This window comes from Streptomyces sp. NBC_00386 (genome assembly GCF_036063235.1).
In the GTDB taxonomy this organism is placed as follows: Bacteria; Actinomycetota; Actinomycetes; order Streptomycetales; family Streptomycetaceae; genus Streptomyces.
In genome coordinates, this window is record NZ_CP107950.1 from 5,298,665 (window position 1) to 5,320,136 (window position 21,472).

Annotated in this window: 19 protein-coding genes and 1 pseudogene; 8 read left to right on the plus strand and 12 right to left on the minus strand. The window is 72.8% G+C overall.

Translation table 11 applies throughout. The features are described 5' to 3' along the window. Positions 1-141 precede the first annotated feature (141 nt). Entirely contained in the window at positions 142-1,263 is a 1,122-nt protein-coding gene (locus OG780_RS23400) for an NADH:flavin oxidoreductase (RefSeq protein ID WP_328451174.1), read from the plus strand. Between the two features lie 87 nt (positions 1,264-1,350). Here the strand turns inward: OG780_RS23400 and OG780_RS23405 are convergent, their stop codons facing one another. Together OG780_RS23405 and OG780_RS23410 are read right to left on the minus strand one after the other, a co-directional pair. Further along, the gene (locus OG780_RS23405; RefSeq protein WP_328451176.1) at positions 1,351-1,560 is read right to left on the minus strand and encodes a DUF397 domain-containing protein; all 210 of its coding nucleotides are present in this window, start codon (positions 1,558-1,560) and stop codon (positions 1,351-1,353) included. Then, the gene (locus OG780_RS23410; protein WP_328451178.1) at positions 1,541-2,383 is read right to left on the minus strand and encodes a helix-turn-helix domain-containing protein; all 843 of its coding nucleotides are present in this window, start codon (positions 2,381-2,383) and stop codon (positions 1,541-1,543) included. Before OG780_RS23410 ends, OG780_RS23405 begins: the two co-directional genes overlap by 20 nt. Before the next feature lie 115 nt (positions 2,384-2,498). Between OG780_RS23410 and OG780_RS23415 the strand changes: the two genes are divergently transcribed. Beyond that, a complete protein-coding gene (locus OG780_RS23415; RefSeq protein ID WP_328451179.1) occupies positions 2,499-2,711 on the plus strand; it encodes a hypothetical protein in 213 nt (70 codons plus the stop codon). A gap of 84 nt (positions 2,712-2,795) precedes the next feature. Here the strand turns inward: OG780_RS23415 and OG780_RS23420 are convergent, their stop codons facing one another. The 4 genes from OG780_RS23420 to OG780_RS23435 all read right to left on the minus strand — a co-directional run bounded on the left by OG780_RS23420 (position 2,796) and on the right by OG780_RS23435 (position 7,040). Continuing rightward, positions 2,796-3,383, minus strand: coding sequence for a hypothetical protein (locus OG780_RS23420; RefSeq protein ID WP_328451180.1), 588 nt, complete (start codon positions 3,381-3,383; stop codon positions 2,796-2,798). A gap of 46 nt (positions 3,384-3,429) precedes the next feature. Next, positions 3,430-4,944 carry a PTS transporter subunit EIIC gene (locus OG780_RS23425; protein ID WP_328451182.1) on the minus strand — a complete coding sequence of 505 codons (1,515 nt, stop codon included), beginning with the start codon at positions 4,942-4,944 and terminating at the stop codon, positions 3,430-3,432. 16 nt (positions 4,945-4,960) lie between these two features. After that, positions 4,961-5,896 (minus strand): N-acetylmuramic acid 6-phosphate etherase, encoded by a 936-nt coding sequence (murQ, locus tag OG780_RS23430; protein ID WP_328451184.1) that lies wholly within the window; start codon positions 5,894-5,896, stop codon positions 4,961-4,963. Positions 5,897-6,119: 223 nt separating this feature from the next. Further along, entirely contained in the window at positions 6,120-7,040 is a 921-nt protein-coding gene (locus OG780_RS23435) for a MurR/RpiR family transcriptional regulator (RefSeq protein ID WP_328451186.1), read from the minus strand. 56 nt (positions 7,041-7,096) lie between these two features. Between OG780_RS23435 and OG780_RS23440 the strand changes: the two genes are divergently transcribed. After that, positions 7,097-7,492 (plus strand): hypothetical protein, encoded by a 396-nt coding sequence (locus OG780_RS23440; RefSeq protein ID WP_328451188.1) that lies wholly within the window; start codon positions 7,097-7,099, stop codon positions 7,490-7,492. Beyond that, the gene (locus OG780_RS23445) at positions 7,489-7,752 is read left to right on the plus strand and encodes a DUF4031 domain-containing protein (RefSeq protein ID WP_328451190.1); all 264 of its coding nucleotides are present in this window, start codon (positions 7,489-7,491) and stop codon (positions 7,750-7,752) included. Before OG780_RS23440 ends, OG780_RS23445 begins: the two co-directional genes overlap by 4 nt. 84 nt (positions 7,753-7,836) lie before the next feature. Here the strand turns inward: OG780_RS23445 and OG780_RS23450 are convergent, their stop codons facing one another. The 4 genes and pseudogenes from OG780_RS23450 to OG780_RS23465 all read right to left on the minus strand — a co-directional run. Next, entirely contained in the window at positions 7,837-8,943 is a 1,107-nt protein-coding gene (locus OG780_RS23450; protein ID WP_328451192.1) for a GNAT family N-acetyltransferase, read from the minus strand. A gap of 20 nt (positions 8,944-8,963) precedes the next feature. Continuing rightward, positions 8,964-10,115, minus strand: a complete 1,152-nt coding sequence (locus OG780_RS23455; RefSeq protein ID WP_328458320.1) for a Cmx/CmrA family chloramphenicol efflux MFS transporter — start codon at positions 10,113-10,115, stop codon at positions 8,964-8,966. A gap of 260 nt (positions 10,116-10,375) precedes the next feature. Then, the gene (locus OG780_RS23460; RefSeq protein ID WP_328451194.1) at positions 10,376-11,059 is read right to left on the minus strand and encodes an HD domain-containing protein; all 684 of its coding nucleotides are present in this window, start codon (positions 11,057-11,059) and stop codon (positions 10,376-10,378) included. 77 nt (positions 11,060-11,136) lie between these two features. Then, positions 11,137-12,087 (minus strand): annotated as a pseudogene (locus OG780_RS23465) (helix-turn-helix domain-containing protein); the annotation flags it as partial. Positions 12,088-12,197: 110 nt separating this feature from the next. Here OG780_RS23465 and OG780_RS23470 point away from each other — a divergent pair. Together OG780_RS23470 and OG780_RS23475 are read left to right on the plus strand one after the other, a co-directional pair. Next, entirely contained in the window at positions 12,198-13,250 is a 1,053-nt protein-coding gene (locus OG780_RS23470; RefSeq protein ID WP_328451198.1) for a saccharopine dehydrogenase family protein, read from the plus strand. Continuing rightward, complete coding sequence (locus tag OG780_RS23475; protein WP_328451200.1) at positions 13,247-13,924, plus strand: maleylpyruvate isomerase family mycothiol-dependent enzyme; 678 nt, start codon at positions 13,247-13,249, stop codon at positions 13,922-13,924. The genes OG780_RS23470 and OG780_RS23475 overlap by 4 nt, the downstream gene beginning before the upstream one ends. 102 nt (positions 13,925-14,026) lie before the next feature. Here the strand turns inward: OG780_RS23475 and OG780_RS23480 are convergent, their stop codons facing one another. Beyond that, positions 14,027-16,504: an N-acetylmuramoyl-L-alanine amidase gene (locus OG780_RS23480; RefSeq protein ID WP_328451202.1), complete on the minus strand. Its 2,478-nt coding sequence runs from the start codon at positions 16,502-16,504 to the stop codon at positions 14,027-14,029. Positions 16,505-16,742: 238 nt separating this feature from the next. Between OG780_RS23480 and OG780_RS23485 the strand changes: the two genes are divergently transcribed. Both OG780_RS23485 and OG780_RS23490 read left to right on the plus strand, forming a co-directional pair. Beyond that, on the plus strand, positions 16,743-17,447 hold the full coding sequence (locus tag OG780_RS23485; protein WP_328451204.1) for a copper homeostasis protein CutC: 705 nt from the start codon (positions 16,743-16,745) through the stop codon (positions 17,445-17,447). A 255-nt stretch (positions 17,448-17,702) separates the two neighbouring features. Then, positions 17,703-18,917, plus strand: a complete 1,215-nt coding sequence (locus OG780_RS23490) for a trypsin-like serine peptidase (protein WP_328451206.1) — start codon at positions 17,703-17,705, stop codon at positions 18,915-18,917. A gap of 96 nt (positions 18,918-19,013) precedes the next feature. Here the strand turns inward: OG780_RS23490 and OG780_RS23495 are convergent, their stop codons facing one another. After that, positions 19,014-21,083 (minus strand): HelD family protein, encoded by a 2,070-nt coding sequence (locus OG780_RS23495; RefSeq protein ID WP_328451208.1) that lies wholly within the window; start codon positions 21,081-21,083, stop codon positions 19,014-19,016. Positions 21,084-21,472: the final 389 nt, after the last annotated feature.

Genomic DNA, 21,472 nt, shown 5'->3' on the forward strand with positions numbered 1-21,472 from the left:
GGAGCGGGTACGGCGGAATGCCCCGCCCGGTGCGGAGGTTGACGCTGACGAGCAGTTGATGCATGTGCACATACCGCACGGAATCTCCTGCTTCGCAGACCGCTCGACGTCATACCGACCACCTCTTCGAGGAGCCCCCACGTGACCGCTGACGCCGCGACCCGCGCAGCCGAGATCCTGTCCCGTCCCGTCTCGATCAACGGCCTGACCGTCCCGAACCGGATCGCCATGGCCCCGATGACCCGGATGTTCTCGCCGGGCGGTGTACCGGGGGAGGACGTCGTCGGCTACTACTCCCGCCGCGCCGCCGCGGGAGTCGGCCTGATCGTCACCGAAGGCACCTACGTCGGCCACGACTCGGCCGGACAGAGCGACGCGGTGCCGCGCTTCCACGGCGAGGACCAGCTCGCCGGATGGACGAAGGTCGCCGACGCCGTGCACGCGGCGGGCGGCACGATCGTCCCGCAGCTCTGGCACATCGGCATGGTCCGCAAGGCGGGTGAGCCGCCCTTCACGGACGCCCCGCCCGTCGGCCCCTCCGGCCTCTACAAGGAGGGCGCCGAGGTCACCGGCAAGAGCATGACCCAGCAGGACCTCGACGACGTCATCGAGGCGTTCGCCAAGGCCGCCGCGGACGCCGAGCGCATCGGCTTCGACGGTGTCGAACTGCACGGCGCCCACGGCTACCTGCTCGACCAGTTCCACTGGGCGGGCACCAACCGGCGCGAGGACGCGTACGGCGGCGACCCGGTGGCCCGTACGAAGTTCTCGGCGGAGATCGTCGCCGCGGTGCGTGCCGCGGTCTCGCCCGAGTTCCCCGTCATCTTCCGCTACTCGCAGTGGAAGCAGCAGGCGTACGAGGCCCGGCTCGCGGAGACCCCGGAGGAGCTGGAGGCGATCCTCGCCCCGCTCGCCGCCGCCGGAGTGGACTCCTTCCACGCCTCCACCCGCCGCTACTGGGTGCCCGAGTTCGACGGTTCCGACCTCAACCTCGCCGGCTGGACGAAGAAGCTGACGGGCAAGCCCACCATCACCGTCGGCTCGGTCGGCCTGGACGGCGACTTCATCAAGGCCTTCGTGGGCGAGGGCTCCCCGGTCAAGGGCATCGACGACCTCCTCGACCGCATGGAGCGCGACGAGTTCGACCTCGTCGCCGTCGGCCGCGCGCTGCTCCAGGACCCCGAGTGGGCGGCGAAGGTCCTGGCCGGACGCTTCGAGGACCTGGCCCCGTACGACGCGGCGGCGCTGGGTTCCCTTAGCTGACCTGACAGCTTCCCGGTAACGGGGGGAACGGGGGAGGGACGGCGCCCGCCGCGACGCGGGCGCCGTCCCTTTTTGCGCTCTTGCCGGTCAGCCGGTGGCGCCGAGGTGCCCGACGAAGGCGCCCCACGCTTCCGCGCCGAAGGCGATCACGGGGCCGGGGTTCTTGGAGTCCCGCACGGGGACGGGGTGGCTTTCGCCGAGGGCAACTTCCAGGCAGTCGCCGCCGTCGCCTGCGCTGTAGGTCGACTTGCGCCAGGTGCGCGAACTCGGCTGGCGATCAGTGGTGTTGGTCTCCATGTTCGTAAGCATGGGCCACCGACTCGACGAGAGCCAGGGAAGCCTGCGGTGAAAGCGCCGCTGCCTGCAGGAGGCTGAAGGTCAGGTTGTGGCGAGCCACCGTTGCCGGGTCGTCCACCAGCTTGCCCATGTCGATCCCCTCGATAAAGCAGAGCGGGGGAGCGTCCGGGAATTCCATGAGCTTCAGGGAGCCGCCCATCGCGGCATGGGCGCCGGCGGCGAACGGCAGGACCTGCATGATGATCCGGCGGCGGTGCACGAGGTCGGCCGTGTGACGGAGGGCCGCTGCCATGGCTGCCGCCCCGCCGACGGGTCGGCGGATTGCTGCCTCGTCCAGAACCACCCACAACAGCGGGGTTGTTGGATCGGCCAGGAGCCGGGTGCGCTCCATTCGGGTGGCCACCAACTCCTCGATGTCCGCGTCGGAGGCAGTTGGCCGGTAAGTACGGAACAGGGCCGCGGCGTACGCCGGAGTCTGCAGCAGGCCCGGGATGAGCAGCGGAAGGTAGTGCCTGATTGCCGAGGCAGCCGCCTCCAGCTCCGCCGCCTCCACGAAGTGGTCCGGGTACTTCGACCTCGCCAGCGCCCGGCAGTTGCGCTCGAAGAAGCCCTTCGTCCCGAGGATCTCGTCTATCTGGACGGCGTATTCGAGTTGCAAGCGGCGTGTGCCCGACTCCAGTTGGCCGATGAAGGAACCGCTGACGAAGAGGGGTTCGCCCAGTTCGGCCTGGCTGAGGCCGGCGTTCTCGCGGGCGTGCCGCAGCTCGGCGCCGATCATCGCGCGGGGGGAGGCGGACGGGTCGAGGTCCTTGGGGCCGGGCATCGCGACTCCCTGTCACACAGGTGGGGTTGTTGGACCGGCGTCCCTTCCCAGGCTAGGGGGGTGATGGCCACGCTGGGTGGTGAAAGCGAACACTCAGCGTGGAAGGTGCGGTGCGATGGAGGCGACGTCGGGTGAGGAGTACGCGATCGACGTGCGGGACGGGCGGCTCGGGCAGGTGATGGGGCGCGAGGGCGGCCTCGTACAACTGCGGCCGCCCGGCGGGGGGATCGAGTGGGACTGTCCGCCCGAGGCACTCGGCGAGGCACCGCCGGGGGAGGTGCTGCGCGCCCGGGTGCGGCGGCTCAACGCGGAGGGGCGGCTGCCCTGACCCGGGGGCCGGGGAGGGGGCCCGCCTTCGGGCCCCCGGCCTGGCTGAAAGCCCCCCGGCCTGTCTGAAGGTTCTCCGGGCTGCCTACAGGTTGCCCATAGGCTCGATGTCGACCTTGACCGGGGTGCCCCAGATGCGGAGCACCTCGTAGTCCGTGAACTCGTGGACGAGGCGGTAGGCCATGCCGGGGCGGGGGGCCCGGCGCTCGGCGGCGAGGTAGCGCTCGGCCTCCTGGCGGTCGCGGCGGGGAGTGCCGCACAGGAGCCACGTCTGGCCGTTCCAGACCTCCGGGAGCCAGCGCTGCTGGGGCTGGGGGCGGTCGCCGCGCACTCCGTAGCGGGACATCGTGCGGTCGGGCAGCTCGTCCGGGGCGAGTGGCCGGCCGTGCGTGTACGCGTCGTTGACCTCGGTGCGGCGGGCGGTGCGGCGGCGGGTCTCGCAGAGCAGACAGCGGTCCGGGGCGCTCTCGTCCACCGGGCCGTTCGGGTGCTCGGAGCAGCGGGTGGTCGGCTTGGCCGTCGCCACCGTCTCGTCGAGCAGGTTCAGGGCCCGCTTCAGGTCCGCCTTGACCTCGTGCAGCTTGGCGTCGGGGGTGTCGGTGCTCAGGGCGTCGCCGTGCTCCCCGAGCACCCGCAGGGCGCGGCCCAGTTCGGCCAGCTGTGCGTGGTTCATGCTTCCAGCCTCGCACGCGCCACCGACAGCGCGGCCAGGACAGGTCCTAGACGGCGGCCTGTTCCGATCGGCGGGCCGGTGACGCGCCGCCGGTGTCACGGTCGAGTCCGCCGTCGGGACCGTCTCGGAGAGCGCCGCCGAGGCCGAAGAAGTAGGTGGCCGCGAACCCGACGGCGTACCCGGTCAGCAGGCCGCCCGCGTAGATCGCCGCGGTGACGCCGAGGCCCCGGTTGCCGGACAGCAGCGGGAACAGGGCCACACCGGAGGGTCCGATGGCGGTCGAGCCGACGCGGTCGCCCAGCATCGAGAAGAAGCCGATGAAGGCACCGCCCGCCGCGCCGCCCGCGCAGGCCGTGACGAAGGGGCGGCCGAGGGGCAGGGAGACGCCGTAGATCAGGGGCTCGCCGACGCCGAGGAGCCCGGCCGGGAGCGCCGATCTGATCGTCGTACGGAGCGAGGTGTCGTGGCGCAGCCGGACGTAGACCGCGAGGGCGGCGCCCACCTGGCCGGCGCCCGCCATGGCGAGCACGGGCAGCAGGACGGTGTAGCCCTGCTGTTCGATGAGCGTGGTGTGGATGGGGATGAGGGCTTGGTGCAGGCCCAGCATCACCAGGGGGAGGAACAGGGCGCCGAGGACGAGCCCGGCGAGGGCGCCGGTGGTGGAGAGCAGCCAGGCGGCGGCGGTGCCGATGGCGGCGGAGAGCTCACCGGCCGCGTACATCAGCGCGTACAGGGTGACCAGGCCGGTCAGCAGCACGGTGAGGGTGGGGGTGACCAGGACGTCCAGGGTCGGCGGCACCCAGCGGCGGCACCACTTCTCCACGTACGTCCCGAGCAGGGCCGCGGCCAGGGCGCCGAGCACACCGCCCTGGCCGGGGGCGAGCGTCACCCCGAGGACGGTCACCTTGGCGACCCCCGCGTACACGACGACCGAGGCCACCGCGCCGCCCAGGACCGGGGTGCCGCCGAACACCTTGGCCGTGTTGAGTCCCACGAAGACGGCGATCAGCGCCATGAAGGCGGCGGCGATGGCGGTCAGCGCGGGGGTCAGGCCCCTCAGTACGCCGAGGTTGATCAGCAGGCCGTTGAGGCCGGCGATGACCCCGCAGCCGATCAGGGCGGGGATCAGGGGCACGAAGACGTCCGCGATGCGCCGCAGGAACAGCTTGAGGGGGGTGGCGTTGCGGCGGGTCCGGGAGGCCTTCAGCTCGGCGCCGCGCAGGGCGAGCCGGTCCGCGGTGGTCGCCGCTTCGGCACCCGGAGCGGTGGCCGGTTCCGTGCCGGGCGGGGCGAGGGGTGCCGGGGCGCTCGCCAGCAGCGCCTCGAAGGCGGGCGTCACCCGGGCGACCGTGCCGGGGCCCAGCACGATCTGGTACGAGCCGTCGTCCGCGACCAGGCCGAGGACGGCGGGCAGGGCCCGCAGGCCCGCCTCGTCCACCAGGTCGCCGTCCCGCAGACCCAGCCGGAGCCGGGTCATGCAGTGGGCGACGGTGAGGACGTTCGCGGGTCCGCCCACGAGGGGGAGGATGGCCGCCGCTGTGATGGAGTCCGGTGTGCTCACTCCCCGAGCGTGCTGGTCAGCCGGCCGAAGCCGCCAGCGCGGCGCGCAGATGGCCCTCCGAGTCCTCCAGAAGGCGGGCGGCGGTGGGCCCGTCGACGCCGCCGAGGATCGTCAGGATGGCGTTCTTCACCTCGCCGTCGGTGGCGGCGAGCGCGCGCTCGATCTCCTCGTCGGAGGCCCCGGTGGCGAGGGCGACGATGCGGCGGGAGCGGGCCCGCAGCTTCTCGTTCGAGGCCCGTACGTCGACCATCAGGTTCCCGTACGTCTTGCCGAGCCGGATCATCGTGATCGTCGAGAGCATGTTGAGGACGAGCTTCTGCGCGGTGCCGGACTTCAGCCGGGTGGAGCCCGTGAGAAGTTCGGGGCCGACCACGACCTCGATGCCGTGGTCCGCGGCCGAGGCGAGCGCGCTGTGCGCGTTGCAGGACAGGCCGACCGTGAGCGCGCCCTGTTTGCGGGCGTGCTCGACCGCGCCGACGGCGTACGGGGTGCGGCCCGAGGCGGAGACGCCGACCACGGTGTCGTCGGCCGTCAGGGCGAGCGCGTCCAGGTCGGCCGCCGCGAGTTCCCGGGAGTCCTCGGCGCCCTCGATCGAGGTGACCATGGCGGTCGGGCCGCCCGCGATCACGCCGACGACCCGGGAGGGATCGGTGTTGAAGGTGGGCGGGCACTCCGAGGCGTCCAGGACGCCGAGGCGGCCCGCGGTGCCGGCGCCCGCGTAGACGAGGCGGCCGCCGCGGGCCATGCGCTCCGCGATGCCGTCGATCGCGGCGGCGATGAGCGGGAGCTGCGCGGCGACGGCCGCCGGCACCGTCGTGTCCTCGCCGTTCATGAGCCGCGCGATCTCCAGCGTGGACAGACGGTCGATGTCCGACAGTTCGGGGCGGAACGCCTCGGTGGTCAGCGTCTCCAACTCTGCTCGAAGATCGCCGTAGTTGGGCATGGAGGTCATGACAGGGTCGGCTCTTTCCGGTGAGGTGTCGTATCCGCGGCCCCGGGGGCGGGGCGCGGGCCGGGACGACGCGCGGCACCGCCGCGCGGGCGCCGACAGCCGCCCGCGGGACCGCACTCTCCCTGCTGGTTCAAGTTCCCGGTGTGTCCCGCGGCACCGGCTCCAGCTCCGCCGGTCGGTGTCGCGGCCCTGAAATCCCGGGTCCGCCGGTCGTGCGGTGCGGCTAGCGGCCGCCGCGCGGGGAGTGGCGGTGCGCCAGGGCCTCGTACGAGGCGGACAGCGCGGGCGCTGCCGTCTCGTAGGTGCGCTGGGCGACCCCCACGAACAGACAGTCCACCACCAGGAGCTGGCTGGTGCGCGACGACATGGCCGCCGGGCGCAGCTCGCTCTCACGGGCGGTCGAGGTGGTGAGGACGTGGTCGGCGTACTGCGCGACCGGTCCGTTCGGGCGGCCGGTGATCGCCACCGTCGTCGCCCCGTGCTCGAAGGCGACCCGCAGCGGTTCGATGACGTCGCCGGTCGAGCCGGAGTGCGTGATGGCTATCGCCACGTCCTTGGCGCGCAGCTGCACCGCGCCCGTCACCGCGAGGTGCGGGTCGCTGTGCGCGTGGGCCATGAGCCCGATCCGCAGAAGTTTCTGCAGGAGATCCTGGGCGACGAGCCCGGACGCGCCGACACCGTAGATGTCGACGCGGCGGGCGGTGGCGATGGCGGCGACGGCGGCGCCGAGCTGGACGGTGTCGAGCGCGGCGGCGGTGTCGGCGAGGGTCTGCTGCTCGTCGTAGGCGAGCTTGGCGACGACGTCGGCGATGGGGTCGTCGACCGCTATGTCGGCGGTGACGGCGGGGGCCCGGCCCGACTGCTGCTGCGCGGCGAGCCCGGCGAGCGCGAGGCGCAGGTCGCGGTATCCGGGGTAGCCGAGGAGGCGGGCCGTGCGCACGACCGTGGCCTCGCTGGTGCCGGTGAGCTCGGCGAGTCCGGTGACCGTGAGGGCCGCGCACCCGGCCGGGTCACCGGCGACGGCCTCGGCGACCCGCTGCATGGAGCGTGTCATCGAGGGGGCGAGGGTCCGCACCTTGGCCGCGAGGGCCGCGGGGGCGGGCGGTGCCTCACCCGCGAAAATTTCCTTCACGTCATGGGTCACACCATGAAAGATATTTTCCTTTGGGGCATACGGTCAAGGGTGCGCACAATAGGGGCATGGACCCCACCGGCAGCCCCCTCAGCCCCTTGGAGCAGGCATTGCACGCGGCGCGGGCCCGTGTGCTCGCCGACCTGATCGCGGGCCAGGTGGCCGAGGCGGACGTCGTCTCCCTGGTCGAGGACTCGGTGGTGCAGCGCCGCTGGTGGGTCGAGCAGTGGCCGGAAGGCGCCGGGTTCGTCGCCGGGCTCGTCGCCCAGGACGTGCAGGACGCGATCCTGGAGCGGCACGGACGGTGGCCGCTGTGCCCGGTGTGCTCCAGCGGCGACCCGCACGCACTGGAGGTGGAGCCCGAGTTGGGCCCCGACCCGCACTGGGTGTGCCACCAGGCGGGCGTGAAGATCTCCCCGGTGGGCGCGCTCGGCTCGGCGACCGGCACGAGTCCGCCCTCGTGACCGTGTACATCGATCCGCCCACCTGGCCGGGCCACGGCCGGGTGTGGTCCCACCTGATCAGCGATGTCTCCTACGACGAACTCCACGCGTTCGCCGACCGGCTGGGCGCGCCCCCGCGGGCCTTCGAGCGCGACCACTACGACATCCCCTCGCACCGCTACGCCGACGCGGTCACCGCGGGCGCGGTGGAGGTCAGCAGCCGTGAGGTCGTACGACTGCTGCACGGGGCGGGTCTGCGCCGGCGCAAGCGCGCGCGGTGACCGGGGAAACCCGCTCGCGCGGTGAGGCCGGCGGAGTGCGGGCCGGCGTACGGGGCGGAGGCGCGCCGGGACACTCCGACGGTCTCAGCTGTCGCGGGCGTACAGCCGCAACGACCCCTCCCTGTCGTGCAGTTCGTGGCCGAACTGCTCCAGGTCCTCGCTCACGCGGGTGAATCCGGCGCGGGCGACCACGCGTTGGGAGGGAGCGTTTTCCCGGTCGATGGCCGCGAACAGGAGCTTGACGTCGTCGCGGGCGAGGGCGTGTTCGGCCAGGGCGCGCAGGGCCTCGGTGGCGTACCCCTGGCCGCGGGCGTTCTCCGCGAGGTCGTACCCGACCTCGGCGCGCTCCTTCTCGTCGGGCACGCCGTGGAAGCCCATCGTGCCGACCGCCCGCCCGTCCTCGCGCCGCACGAGCACGAATATCCCCCACTCCGGCCGGTGCAGTCCCTTCTCGTAGGCGCTCACGACCATCCCGGAGGCGTCCCGGGTGCCCTCGAAGGGGCCGCCCTCGATCCACTCGAAGCCGCCCGTGCCGCCCGTGTGCAGATCGGCCGCGGCGGCCGGGGTGACCCCCTGGAGGGTGAGCCGCTCGGTGCCGATCACCAGGTTGTTGTTCCAGCGCCACTCGGTGAGCGGTTCCCGGCCGGGCAGGCCGCCACGTCCGGTGGCCCACAGGAGCGTGTTCCACGGGGCGTCGGGCTCGGGCCGCACGTGCGGGAAGATCGTGGTGAGGACCCGGGCGCACAGTCCGGCCGGCGGCTCGTACGGCAGGCCGAGGCCCTCGGCGATGTCGTGCGTGTGCAGCAGGACCTCGGCGACCCCCATCGCGGCGAAGCCCTCGCGGTTCGCGCTGCGGAACGGGTACGGGTGGAAGGCGCGCACCTCGCGCGGGGTCGTGCGGACGGTGGCGGCGAGCAGGGCGCCGGTCGTCTCGATCACGTCGACGACCCCCGCGTCGCCGGTGCCCTCGTCCACCGTGATCTCGAACGGCACGTACGCCGTGGCGGCCCGCCCGGCCAGCTGCCCGGCGTACGCGATGAGATCACTCGCGATGTGTTCGGCGGTCCGCCGGCAGCTCCACTCCAGCCGACCCGCCCGCGCACCGTCCCAGTCACGTCCGGCCGCCGCCCGCAGCAGCGCGGCGCAGCTCGCGACGGCTTCCTCGATCTGGTCCCCGCCCATGTCTGTCATGCGGCCGAGAATAGGACGGATCACTCCTGGGAACGTACGGGTTTCCTGGCCACGAGCGTCAGACAGACGGCGGCGGCCGTCAGTGCCGCGCCCACCCAGGCGGTGGCCGGGTATCCGAGCCCCGCGTCGATGACGGCCCCGCCGAGCCAGGGACCGGCGGTGTTGCCCAGATTGAAGGCGGCGGTGGTGGTGGCGGCAGCCAGGGTCGGGGCGGCCGCCGCGACCTGGAACATCCGGGCGTTCAGGGCCGGGGCGGTGCTGAAGCAGGCGATCCCGAGGAGGAAGGAGAGAAGGACGGCCGCGACGGCGTACCGTCCGAGGAGGGCGAACGCGACGAGGACGACGATGTCCGCCGCCATGCCGCAGAGCAGGACCTCGAACGGATACGCGTCGGCGAACCGCCCGCCGAGCGTCGTTCCGATGACCGCGCCCGCGCCGAACAACGCCAGCACGGTCGGGACCCAGCTCTCCTGGAGATGGGCGACCTCGGTGAGCAGCGGGGCGAGATAGCTGAAGGCACAGAAGACACCGGCCGCGGTGAGCACGATCGTGCCGACGGACAGCCAGACCCGCCGGTCGCGGTAGACGAGCAGTTCTCCCCGGATCCGCGGTCGCACGTCCGGGGGCGCGATGGGCGGGACGAGGGTCACGATGCCCACGAGCGCGACGACGGACGCCGCTCCGACGGCCCAGAAGGCGGCCCGCCAGCCGAGTCCCTGGCCGAGGAAGGCGCCCGCGGGCACGCCCAGCACGTTCGCGATCGACAGGCCGCCGATCATCACGGCCAGCGCCCGCCCCCGCGATGTCACCGGCACCGCCGCGACGGCCACGGCCGCGCCGACCGCCCAGAAGCCCGCGCAGGCCAGGGCGCTGACGACACGTGAGGCGAAGAGCACGGTGTAGTCCGGCGCCAGGGCTCCCGCCACCTGGCCGAGCCCGAAGACCGCGATCAGGGCGACGAGGGTGGTCCGCCTCGGCAGCCGGAGCGTGGCCACGGCGAGCAGCGGCGCGCCGACGACCATGCCGATCGCGAACGCCGAGATCAGCAGTCCCGCCCGCGGGATCGTCACGCCCAGGTCCGTCGCGATGGACGGCAGCAGCCCGGACAGCATGAACTCACTGGTGCCGAGGGCGAAGACGCACAGGGCGAGGACGTAGACGGACAGGGGCATACGGGGCCGGCCGGTGGCCGGGGTGACGTCCGGGGCGGAGCCGGGGGCGAAGGCCCGGGCGGCGGGTATGTCCGGCTTCAGGGGGCCGGGGCTCGGAGGCATGGCTCCTTGGTACGTGGTCCGGCGCCCGCAGTCGAACCCGTTCCCCTCGCCCTTCCCCGTTCCCCTCGGCACTTCTCGCACCCCTCGCCCCTCCCCGGACCCGGCGCTGTGCCCCGGACCCCGCTCCTCACCCGCCGGAGGGACCGGAAGCTCCCCCGTCAGGCCTCCGTCAGCGACGCCAGTTCGTCCTCCATGTTCCGGCGGGCCGGTGCCGCCCAGACACGTTCGCCGTACGGGGTCCTGAACAGCCTCGGCAGGTCGAGGAGTTGACGCAGGACGGCCGCGCGGCCCACCCGGAAGGCGTCGTCGGGGACGAAGGCGTACTCCTCACGGACGGCGGCGGTGTAGGCGGCGTACGCGGCCGGGGGCGAGGCCAGGATCGCGAGATCCGCGTCGCACAGGACGGCGCCGTCGGTGTCGTGGTCGGCGGGGTCGTGGGAGACGGTGAGCCGGACGAGCCGGGAGACCTCGGCGGTGCGGTCCGGGTCGACGCCCAGTTCGGCCAGCGCGCGTTCGGCGAGCCGGGCGGAGCGCTCCTCGTTCTCCGAACGGTCCGGGAGGTACACGGCGTCGTGGAACCAGGCGGCCAGGCGCACGGCGGCCGGATCGCCGGCGCGCTCCCCGTGGGCCTCCAGCACGTCGATGTGGCCGAGGACCGCGAGGAGATGGTCGGTGGTGTGGTACCGCCGCCGGGGCTCGGCCCAGCGGGCCAGGAGGTCGGCCCCGTAGGGCTCCGGCGCGGGGCCGGACCCGCCCTCGCCCTCACGTGCGGCCAGGACGGTGTCCGCCCAGCGCTTCGTCAGCTCCGCGTGGGCCGGGTGGCGGTTGCTCTCTGCTGCCATGCCGCCATTGTCCCCGCCGCGGGGCTCCCCGTGGTGGTGCCCGTCTCGGTCCCCGTCGTGGTGCTGTCCGCGGGCGCGGGGCCGGGGCGGGTCCGTGCGCGGAAGGTGCGGCGGTAGGCGTCCGGGGGCACGCCCACCGTGCGGTTGAAGTGCCGGCGCAGTGTCGTCCCGGTTCCCATGCCGGTGGCCGCCGCGATGGCGTCGACGCCCGCGTCGGTGGTCTCCAGCAACTCCTGCGCATGGCGGATCCGTTGGGTCAGCAGCCACTGGAGCGGGGTGGTGCCGGTCACCGACCTGAAGTGGCGGCCCAGGTTGCGCGAGCTCATCCGCGCCTGGCGGGCCAGGTCCTCCACGGTCAGCGGACGGTCCAGCCGCTCGATGACCCAGGGGAACAGCTCGGCGAGCGGATGGTGGTCGGGTGCGGGCACCGGCGTGCTGACGAACTGGGCCTGGCCGCCGTCCCGGTGCGGGGGCACGACCAGGTTGCGGGCGACGGTGTTGGCGACCGAGGAGCCGTGGTCGAGGCGGACGAGGTGCAGGCACAGGTCCATGGCGGCGGCCTTGCCGGCGGAGGTGAGCACGCTGCCGTCGTCCACGTACAGGACGTCCGGGTCCACCAGCACCCGGGGATGGCGGCTGGCCAGGGTCCGGGTGTGCGCCCAGTGCGTGGTCGCGCGCTTCCCGTCCAGCAGTCCGGCGGCGGCCAGGACGAACGCGCCGGTGCACAGGGAGGCCACGCGCGCGCCCGCCTCGTGGGCCGCGCGCACCGCGTCGACGAGGGCGGCGGGCGGCTCCCGGTCGATGTCGGCCCAGCCCGGGACGATCACCGTGTCGGCGTACGGGAGCCGGTCGAGGCCGCGATCGGGCTCCAGCCGGAACGGGCCGACGCGCACCGCCTTCGGCCCGCAGAGCGCGAGGTCGTACCAGGGCACCCGCACGGCGTCCGGAGCGGAGCCGAAGACCTCGCAGGCCAGGGCCAGTTCGAAGTGCAGCATCCCGTCGGTGACGGCCAGCGCGACAGAAGTCATGTCCGGAATTGTATGGGGCCTGGCGTTCCGGACACTCGTGCGGGGCGCCCGTTCTCGCCAGGATGTCCTTACGGATCAAGGCAGTTCACTTCGAGCACGGGGGAGAACCCATGGAGTCGGGGCAGGCGGTGACGGTGTTCGGCGCGTACGGGCACACCGGACGGTTCGTGGTGGCCGAGCTGCTGGAGCGCGGGTTCACCCCGGTCCTCTCCGGCCGGGACGCCGAGAAGCTGAAGGAACTGGCGGCCTCGTGGCCGGGCCTGGACGTCCGGCCGGCCACGGTCGACGATCCGGCGTCCCTCGACCGGGCGCTGACCGGCGCCGCGGCGGTGGTCAACTGCGCCGGGCCGTTCGCCACGACGGCCGGCCCCGTGATCGAGGCGGCCCTGCGCGCCGGGATCCCGTACGTGGACGTGGCGGCCGAGATCGAGGCCAACCTCGACACGTTCGCGCACTTCGCGGAGCCGGCCGGGGCCGCGGGAACGGTGATCGTCCCCGCGATGGCCTTCTACGGCGGCTTCGGCGACCTGCTGGTCACCGCCGCGATGGGCGAGTGGACGGCGGCCGACGAGGCGCACATCGCGTACGGGCTGAGCGGCTGGCACCCCACCGCCGGGACGCGCGCCGCGGGCGCGGTCTCCCGGGAGCGGCGCGGCGGCCGGCGCGTCCGCTACACCGGAGGGCGGTTGGAGTACGTCGAGGACGCCCTGCCCACCCTGGAGTGGCCGTTCCCCGAGCCGATGGGCCCGCGCGCCGTTCTCGGGGAGTTCTCGATGGCCGACGTGGTCACCGTGCCCAGCCACTTCGCCGTCTCCGAGGTGCGCACCTACATGACCGTCGAGGCGGCCGGGGAACTGGCGGACGCGGACACCCCCTCTCCGAGCCCGGTCGACGAGCGCGGGCGGTCCGGGCAGACCTTCCTCGTCGACGTCGTGGTGCGCTCCGGCGGCGCCGAACGGCGTGCCGTGGCACGGGGCCAGGACATCTACGCCGTCACCGCTCCGCTCGTGGTGGAGGCGCTCGACCGCATCCTGACGGGACGCACCAGGACGGTCGGCGTCGCCTCCGCCGGCGAGATCTTCGACGCCCGGGACTTCCTCCGCGCGCTGTCCCCGCACATCTCCTTCGAACTGCGCGGGACAGCCCTTAGCGTGGAGTCATGATTCCTCAAGACGCACACGATGTACGGGACCCGGAACTGCCCGGTCTGCTCCTGCGCACCGAGCGCGACGCGCTGATCCCGCTGCTGCGGGCCCGCCCGGAGGACGACTTCGCCCGCCTGACGGCCGGGTGTCCGGCGTGGACGGTGCGGGACGTGCTGGCGCATTGCTCGGCCGTGCTGACACGGGTCGTCGAGCGCCGTTTCGAACCAGGGGTGTTCGAGGCCGAGGTCAACGACCGCGACATCGCCGAGCGCGCCGACTGGCCGACGGCGCGGGTCGTCGACGAACTGGAACGCGGGATGACCGAGGCGGGCCCGGCGATCGCCCGTACCCGGGGCGTGCTCGACGCGGTCGCGCTCGGCGAGTGGATCCACGCCGGAGACGTGCGCGAGGCGTTCGGCGAACCGGGCGCCTACGAGGGGGAGGGGCTCCCGCACGCCCTCGCGCTCCTGGTCCGCTTCAGCCGCGAGAGCGACGGGGTCCCGCTGCACGCCGACCTCGACCAGCTCGACGACCCGCTGCGCCTGGGCGGTGTCCCCGGCGACCGTCCCCCGGCCCGTTACATCGGCGACGCCGCGACCCTCGTACGGCTCTTCTCGGGGCGGCCGGTCCCGAAGACGACGGCGTACGAGCTGGTGGGGGCGCGGGAGGAAGAGCTCAATCTGTTCGGTTGAACCGTCGGTTGAACCGCGGAACGGATCCTCGGCGAGCGTGACGGATCCGGCCGACGGGGCCATCGCACCGGCACGGCGCGATGACCCCGACAGGCCGGACGACTACTTGAGGTACACCAGCCCGTCGGCCGTGACCGTGGGCCGCCCGCCGGTGCCGACGACCACGAGCTTCACCGTGTGCCTGGCGGCGGCGGTCCAGGTCGTCGCCCAGATCGCGTCGCGGTACTTGGTGGTCGTCGTCCTCAGGTCCACGGTGGCGGTCTTCCGGCCGTCCAGGTAGATGTACACCTGGCCGGAGGCCGCGGCGCGCGAGACCACCAGGGCCGCCGAGCGTCCGGTGAAGGTCCAGGTCAGCGAGGAGCTCTTCGTGGAGCTGCCGTACGACTTGCCGCCCAGGTAGCCGCTCGACGACTTGGACGTCCAGGTGCCGGTTCTGGTGGCCGCGCTCTCCTGGAGGATCACGGGGGTGCCGCTCACGGAGGCCGCGCGGGCGTTGCCGGCCCGGTCGTACGCCGTCATCCTCCAGGTCGTGGCCGCACCGGACTTGGCGGTGAGGCTCGCGCTCGTGACCGTCGGGCCGTACGTCCTGGCGACCGGGGCGGTGAGGCGGACCTCCTTCAGCTCCTTCGTGTCGGTGGCCTTCCACGTCAGGGTGAGCGGGACGGCCGTGGTGCTCACCGTGCCGGTGCGCAGGGCGAGATTCGGCTGGGTGGAGAAGACCGGCGGCGTGGTGTCGGCGGGGGTGGTGGCCTTCGTGGTGGGTGAGGCGGTCGGGGTGGGGGTGGTGGCCTTCGCGGTGGGCGAGGCGGTCGCGGCCGGGGTGGTGGCCCCGGCCGTGGGCGAGGTGGTCGCCGCGGGGGTGGTGGGGCTCGTCGTGGGCGGGGTGGCCGTGGCGGGGGGCGTGAGGGCCGGGGCGGGCTCGGCGAGGACGGTGACTTCCTCCGTGATCGCGGTCCGGCCGGACTGGTGGACGCCCCGCACGGAGACCTTGTGGGTACCCGGGGCCAGGTTCACCCCGGCGGAGGAGGCGGCGCCGGCGACGGTGGCCGCGACCTCGCCGTCGACCAGGACGTCGTACTGCCTGACCAGGGCGGCCGGGGTCGAGGCCGACCACTTCACGGTGACGGCGGTGTCGGTGAGGACGGTGGTGCCGGACACACCGGTACCGGTGACCGAGCCGAGCTTGAGCCCCTCGACCGTCCCGCCCGCCCAGGCGCGGACCGTGGGCAGCATGGCGTAGTACGCGTCGCCGGGGCACACGGTGTTGTAGCCGTCGCGGTGGCCGTGGATGACGGGGAAGGTCATCCTGGTGCCCGCGTCCCATGTCCGGCGGAAGTAGTTCGGCCCGCTCGCACCCGCGGTGAGGGTGGTGGTGCCCGTCGGGTCGACGCCGTACTGGCCGAGCTTCCACGCGGCGAGCCGGGCGACCGAGGTCATCGCCTCCTTCGAGGGGGCGATGTCGCTGTAGTCACCGATGACGGCGACGCCCGTGGTCTCGGAGTTGAAGCCGTAGGCGTGCGCGCCCATCACGGGCCGGTCGACGCCTCCCTTGCGGCCTTCGTAGATCGTGCCGCACTTGTCGACCAGGAAGTTGTAGCCGATGTCCTTCCAGGTCAACTGCTGTACGTCGTAGGCGTAGACGGCCCGGATGAGAGCCGGGGCCTCGGCGCAGGTGTAGTCGTTGGAGGTGGCGGTGTGGTGCAGCACCACCGCCTTGATCTTCCCTCCGGGCAGATAGCCGGGCTCCTCGGGGCTGATGGACTCGTCGGCGCCCCAGCCCTCGCGCGAGGTGATCGGCGGGCGGGGCGCGGTGGACGGCGGGGCCGGGGGCACGGTCGCGGTCGGCGAGGCCGAGTCCGGCGCGGAGACGGCCGGGGAGGGACTCGCGCTCCCGGTGGACGGCTGCGTCTGCGTGGGTTCGGCGGAGTCCGTCGGACCGGACGAGGGCCCGGAGGTCCGGGTCGAGGACGGGTCGGGAGAGGGGGTGTCCGCGGGGGCGGCCGTCGTGGCCGGATCGGTCGCGTCCGCCGTCCCGGCCGGGTCGGCTTCGCCGGTCGGGTCGACCGGGTCCATCACGAACCCGGCGGGCTCCATCGCTGAGGTCGTACCGCCGGGGTCGATCATGTCCAGCCGGAGACCCTCGGGCAGCCGCCGCGACGCACCGCTCGACATCCGCACCTGGACCCCGTCGGACGGGCCCACCCACGCGGGCGTGGTGCCGCCGCGGGACGCGCCCCGCTCGCCCTCGCCGCTGTCACCGTCCAGCCGCAGCCACGTCGACCACGTGTGACGTGCCGTGTCCCGGGTCCGGACCTCGATGGCGCCGCTCACCCGTGCGGACGCCTCGGCCCAGGTGACGCCGAGCATGCTGAAGGGCGCGGTGTCCCGCCGGTCCAGCCGGGCGGACGTGCCACCGTCGGCCACCGTCAGCGCGGCGGTGGTCGAGCTGGTCCGGATCGGCCCGGACCTCCCGTCGCCCCCGGAGCCGTCCGCGTCCCCGCCGCCCGTCCCCTGGACGATCAGTGTCCCGGACACCGCCGCGACCGCCAGAACGGCCGCACCCCACCCGCGTCGTCGCACTGCCCCACCCTTTCACGTGACCTTTACATGATCTCCACGCATGAGGAGGGTATATGAGAGTTCAACTATGGCTGGAACAGGGCGGGGTCGGGCCCGCGGGCCGGAGGTTCCCGGAGGGGCCCAGGCCGGAAACCGCCGCGACCTCCCCTTCGTTCGCCGTGATCTTCTCGCGCCGCCGCTCCCGCCCGCGTACTGTTTGATTGGACTAGACCTATAGCGGCCCAGGAGAAGAGGTCCGATGAGTGAGCGGAAGAGCGCAGTCCTGGAGGTGATCGCCCTCGGCGTGGAGGACGCGGTCGCCGCCCAGGCCGGCGGGGCGGACCGGCTGGAGCTGGTCACGGACATGGCGGCCGACGGGCTGACCCCGTCGGTGGAGACCTTCGCCGGGATCCGTGCTTCCGTCGACATCGCGCTGCGCGTGATGCTGCGCCTGTCCGACGGCTTCTCGGCCGGCGGCGCGGCGGGCGTCGACGCTCTCGTACGGGCCGCGGGCGACCTGCGGGACGCGGGCGCGGACGAGTTCGTCCTCGGTTTCCTCGACGAGCACGGCGGCCCCGACCTGGCCGCCCTGGAGCGGATCGTCGCCGAACTGGACGGCTGCCGCTGGACGTTCCACCGCGCGATCGACCGCGCCGCCGACCGTGACGCCCTGCGCAAGCAGCTCGCGGACCTGCCCGGTCTCGACGCCTATCTGACCGCCGGGTCCCCGACGGGCGTCGACGACGGACTCCCCGTCCTCACGGCCGAGGGCGCCCGCAATGGGGAGCCGGGGTACGAACCGCGGATCATGGTCGGCGGCGGTCTGCGCCTCGACCATCTGCCGGAGCTGCGCGCGGCGGGCCTCGACGCCTTCCACATCGGCGGTGCCGCACGTCCCGGGGGCTGGACGGGGCCGGTCTCCGCGGAGTCGGTACGGGAGTGGCGCACGGCCGTGGACGCGTAGGCGGCCGGTTCCACGGGGCGGGTCCCGCGCGTCGGTCCCGCGTTCCGGTCGGGCGCGGGCGATCCGGTCCGGCAGGTCACGGATCCATCTCCGCCACGTAGTTGTTGTGTTGTGAGAGTCGCACGGCGATCACCGAGCAGCTTTTTGCGTGCATATTTGGTCGTGCCCCGATCGGCCGGGGCATGACAATCACACATATGTGCGTGCCGGCGAAAGCGGTGCGGCAACACAGCAGCATCAGGGGGACCAGGCTCCATGCCATCTATACGCAGCCGCACGCTCGCGGCGGCCGCGGCCGTGATCGCGGCCGTCATGATCACCACCACGGCCTGTGACAGCAAGAAGGACGACGAGGGGGCCGTCGCCAAGCCCACGTCGTCCGCCCAGGCCGACAAGGGAGTCGACACCGGTCAGGACGACGGCTCCGTCTCGATCGGCGGCTACAAGCTGCCCGCGGGCATTCCCACCGAACTCAGCGGCGCCGCCCTGGACAAGTGGAGGCTCGGGGGGTGGAAGGACTACAGCAACTGGGCTTCCAAGGCCGAGGACTTCGCCAACCCGTACATCAAGGACTTCTGGTCCCCGGAGAAGATGGCCGAGGCCAAGGCCAGCATCCCGGTCGCCCAGGCGGGCAGCACCAGTTCGGGCTCGGGCAGCGGTGCCACCTCCTACCTGCCCGACGGCAAGGTGAAGAAGCAGACCGCCGCCAAGGTCAAGGGCACCTATCACCACTACGCGCCGCCCGTCGGCAAGATGTTCTTCTCCTCGCCCCAGGGCAACATGGTCTGCTCGGCCGCCGTCGTCACCGACCCGGCCCACCCCGGCAAGTCCAACCTGGTGTGGACCGCGGGCCACTGCGTGCACGCGGGCAAGGGCGGCGGCTGGTTCCGCAACATCGCCTTCGTCCCCTCGTACAACAACAGCGCGAGCCTGAGCAGCCGTCAGATCACCGACCCGCGCGCCAAGTCCGTCTCCCCGTACGGCATCTGGTGGGCCGACTGGGCCACCACCTCGTCCCAGTGGATGAAGGGCGGCGGCCACACGGGCAACGCGGCCTCCGGGTACGACTACGCCGTGCTTCACGTCAAGCCCGAGAAGGGCGGCAAGTCCCTTCAGGAGCAGCTCGGTTCGGCGCTGCCGGTGTGGTTCGGCGCTCCGGCCGCCAACAAGGTCACGTCCATGAAGGTCCGCGGCTACCCGGCCGAGTCGCCCTACGACGGCTCGAAGATGTACGACTGCCACGGCGCCACGAAGCGGTTCGTGCTCGCGAGCAACGTCCCCGCCCAGTTCATGATCGGCTGCACCATGAACGGCGGTGCCTCCGGAGGGCCTTGGTTCATGAGCCACAACGGCCGGACCTATCTGGTCTCCAACAACTCGCTGAGCGACCGCAAGACGTTCATCACCGGGCCGCGCCTCGGTGAGAACGCCAAGCAGGTCTACCTGGCCACCAGCCGGAAGTTCAAGTAGGGCCCCGCGTCACACGGTGAACGGCCCCCGGCGTACGTGCCGGGGGCCGTCGGTGTCCGTGGCGAGGGCGCGGCCGGGGGCCGTCCGCTCGGCAGGTCAGCCCAGTTCCGCCGGGAGCGGTGCCGCGTGGGTCACGACCAGACCCGAGACCGCACGGGTGAGCGCCACGTACAGACGGCGCAGCCCGGTGCGCTCGTCGGGCTCGCCGTCGACGACGGCCTGTGGCTCGTCCAGGACCACGTAGTCGTACTCCAGGCCCTTGGCGAGTGAGGCCGGCACCAGGGTCAGCCGGGTCTCGGCCGTCGTCTCCTCGCCCGGACCGAGATACGTCCGCCCGGCCGCCGTCAGCGCCTCGGCGAGCACGGGGATCCGGGCGTCGGCGGCGATCAGCCCGACCGACCCCTCGTGACCCAGCAACTCCTCCACCGCGCCCAGGACTTCGGCGTCCGCCGTGCTCGCGCGCACCTCGAAGAAGCCCGGGTTCTCACGCACCGAGGCGACCGGTGCGAGACCGGGCGCGATGTGCGGCAGCAGCCGGGAGGCGTAGGTGATGACGTCCGTGGGGACACGGAAACCCGCGGTCAGCTCCTCGACGACCGCGTCCCCCTTGCCCAGATGCCCGAGGGCCTCCTCCCAGCTCCGGGTCGCCCACGGGGTCGTCCCCTGCGCCAGGTCCCCGAGCACGGTCGCCGACCCCGTCGTGCAGCGCCGGCCCACCGCGCGGTACTGCATCGGGGAGAGGTCCTGCGCCTCGTCGAGCACCACGTGCCCGAGGGAGTGCGTGCGCTGGACGAGATCCGTGGCCTCGTCGATCAGCACGGCGTCGGCGGCCGACCACTTCGCGCTCTTCACGCTGCGCACCGGCTTCGCCCAGAGGATCTCCTTCTGCTCGCCCTCGTCCAGCAGCCCCTCCGCGTGCGCGGCGAGGAACTCGGCGTCGGTCAGCAGCCGGAGCACCAGCTTCGCGGGGTCGACCTGCGGCCAGATCGCCTTCACGGCGGCCTTCACGGCGGCGTTGCGGGCCACGGCGTCCTGCACCCGGTCGTCCGGCGCCTCCCCGGAGCGCTCCATCTGGACCAGCACGGCATGCGCGATGCGCTGCGGAAGGGCCTGGTGGGCGGCGCCGTACCGGATGTCCCGGTCGAGCAGCTCCCGGACGATCTCTTCCAGTTCGTACGCCGGGACGCGCCAGCGCCGGGACCCCCTGACCACCACCACCGGCTCGGCCGGGACGGTCACGTGCGAGCGCACGGCCCGGCGCAGCACCTGGGCCATCCGGGCGTCGCCCTTGATCACGGCCGCGGCCGTGTCGTCGCTTCCGCGCACCTCGACATGCGCGACGAGGTCGTCGACGGTCGCCTGCCTGACCTCCAGCTCGCCGAGCGCGGGGAGGACCTGCTCGATGTAGTGCAGGAAGGACTTGTTCGGCCCGATCACCAGGGTGCCGGTGCGGGCGAGCCGCTCCCGGTGCGCGTACAGCAGATACGCGACCCGGTGCAGGCCGACGGCGGTCTTTCCGGTGCCGGGACCTCCCTGCACACAGACCGAACCGGACAGCCCGGACCGTACGATCTCGTCCTGTTCGGGCTGGATGGTCGCCACGATGTCGCGCATCGGGCCGACGCGCGGGCGCTCGATCTCCTGCTGGAGCAGTTTGCTGGTGGACGCCGCCTCGGCCGGGTCGGACAGGTGCTCGTCCTCGTAGGCCGTGAGGTCGCCGCCGGTGTAGCCGAAGCGGCGGCGCAGCCCGACGTCCATCGGGTCCTTCTTGGAGGCCCGGTAGAACGGCTGGGACACCGGCGCGCGCCAGTCGATGACCATCGGGTCGCCGTCGTCGTCGTGGACATGGCGTCGCCCGATGTAGAACCGCTCGCCCTCGGCGCCCTCCGCCAGGTCGGAGCCCGGGGCGTGCAGATAGTCGAGCCGCCCGAAGAACAGCGGGGTGTGGCTGAGGTCGGCGAGGGCCTTGATGCGCTCGGCGATCTGCCGGTGCAGCACCTCGGCGTTCACCCAGTTCGCGGTGACGTCGCGGATGTCGAGGTTCTCCGCGTCCTCGCGCATCGCGCGGAGCGCGGAACGGGACCGGGCGAGGTGGGAACGCTCGCGGGAGAGGGGATCGTCGGAATCGGTCGGGGCGCCGGCCGGACCGTCGGACAGGGGGGACACGGGGAATTGCCTCCGGAAACCTGCGTGGGGTGCTGCGGGAGTACCGCGGTGCTCTGGCAGTGCTGCGCGATGATGCAGATCGTGAATCGCTGCGGATTTCGTCGGGAATCCGTCGGGAATCCCTGCGGAATCCGTTGTGATTCCGGGTGCCGTCCGGTTTCCGGCCGGGCGGCGGCACTCCGTGAAGGGAGGCGGGCAAGACCGAAGATTCTAGGCGAAGGACGGATGCCGGGGCCAATGGTTTTCCCGGTGCCCGAGCGCCGCGTCCTTCCGGTGCCCGCCTGGCGTGTCAGGGTCCGGCCCCTGAGTCCCTAGGGGGCGGGGTCCGCCGTGAGGCGTAGGGCGGACCGTCCGGAGCCGTACCTGGGGATGGGCGGGGTTCGGTCCGG

Excerpts from the sequence above, each read along its gene's own strand:
- OG780_RS23450 (WP_328451192.1), bottom strand. The coding sequence starts at position 8,943 with ATGACAGACATGGGCGGGGACCAGATCGAGGAAGCCGTCGCGAGCTGC.
- OG780_RS23420 (WP_328451180.1), bottom strand. The coding sequence starts at position 3,383 with ATGAACCACGCACAGCTGGCCGAACTGGGCCGCGCCCTGCGGGTGCTC.
- OG780_RS23475 (WP_328451200.1), top strand. The coding sequence starts at position 13,247 with ATGATTCCTCAAGACGCACACGATGTACGGGACCCGGAACTGCCCGGT.
- OG780_RS23490 (WP_328451206.1), top strand. The coding sequence starts at position 17,703 with ATGCCATCTATACGCAGCCGCACGCTCGCGGCGGCCGCGGCCGTGATC.
- OG780_RS23410 (WP_328451178.1), bottom strand. The coding sequence starts at position 2,383 with ATGCCCGGCCCCAAGGACCTCGACCCGTCCGCCTCCCCCCGCGCGATG.
- murQ (WP_328451184.1), bottom strand. The coding sequence starts at position 5,896 with ATGACCTCCATGCCCAACTACGGCGATCTTCGAGCAGAGTTGGAGACG.
- OG780_RS23440 (WP_328451188.1), top strand. The coding sequence starts at position 7,097 with ATGGACCCCACCGGCAGCCCCCTCAGCCCCTTGGAGCAGGCATTGCAC.
- OG780_RS23485 (WP_328451204.1), top strand. The coding sequence starts at position 16,743 with ATGAGTGAGCGGAAGAGCGCAGTCCTGGAGGTGATCGCCCTCGGCGTG.
- OG780_RS23405 (WP_328451176.1), bottom strand. The coding sequence starts at position 1,560 with ATGGAGACCAACACCACTGATCGCCAGCCGAGTTCGCGCACCTGGCGC.
- OG780_RS23415 (WP_328451179.1), top strand. The coding sequence starts at position 2,499 with ATGGAGGCGACGTCGGGTGAGGAGTACGCGATCGACGTGCGGGACGGG.
- OG780_RS23455 (WP_328458320.1), bottom strand. The coding sequence starts at position 10,115 with ATGCCCCTGTCCGTCTACGTCCTCGCCCTGTGCGTCTTCGCCCTCGGC.
- OG780_RS23460 (WP_328451194.1), bottom strand. The coding sequence starts at position 11,059 with ATGGCAGCAGAGAGCAACCGCCACCCGGCCCACGCGGAGCTGACGAAG.
- OG780_RS23470 (WP_328451198.1), top strand. The coding sequence starts at position 12,198 with ATGGAGTCGGGGCAGGCGGTGACGGTGTTCGGCGCGTACGGGCACACC.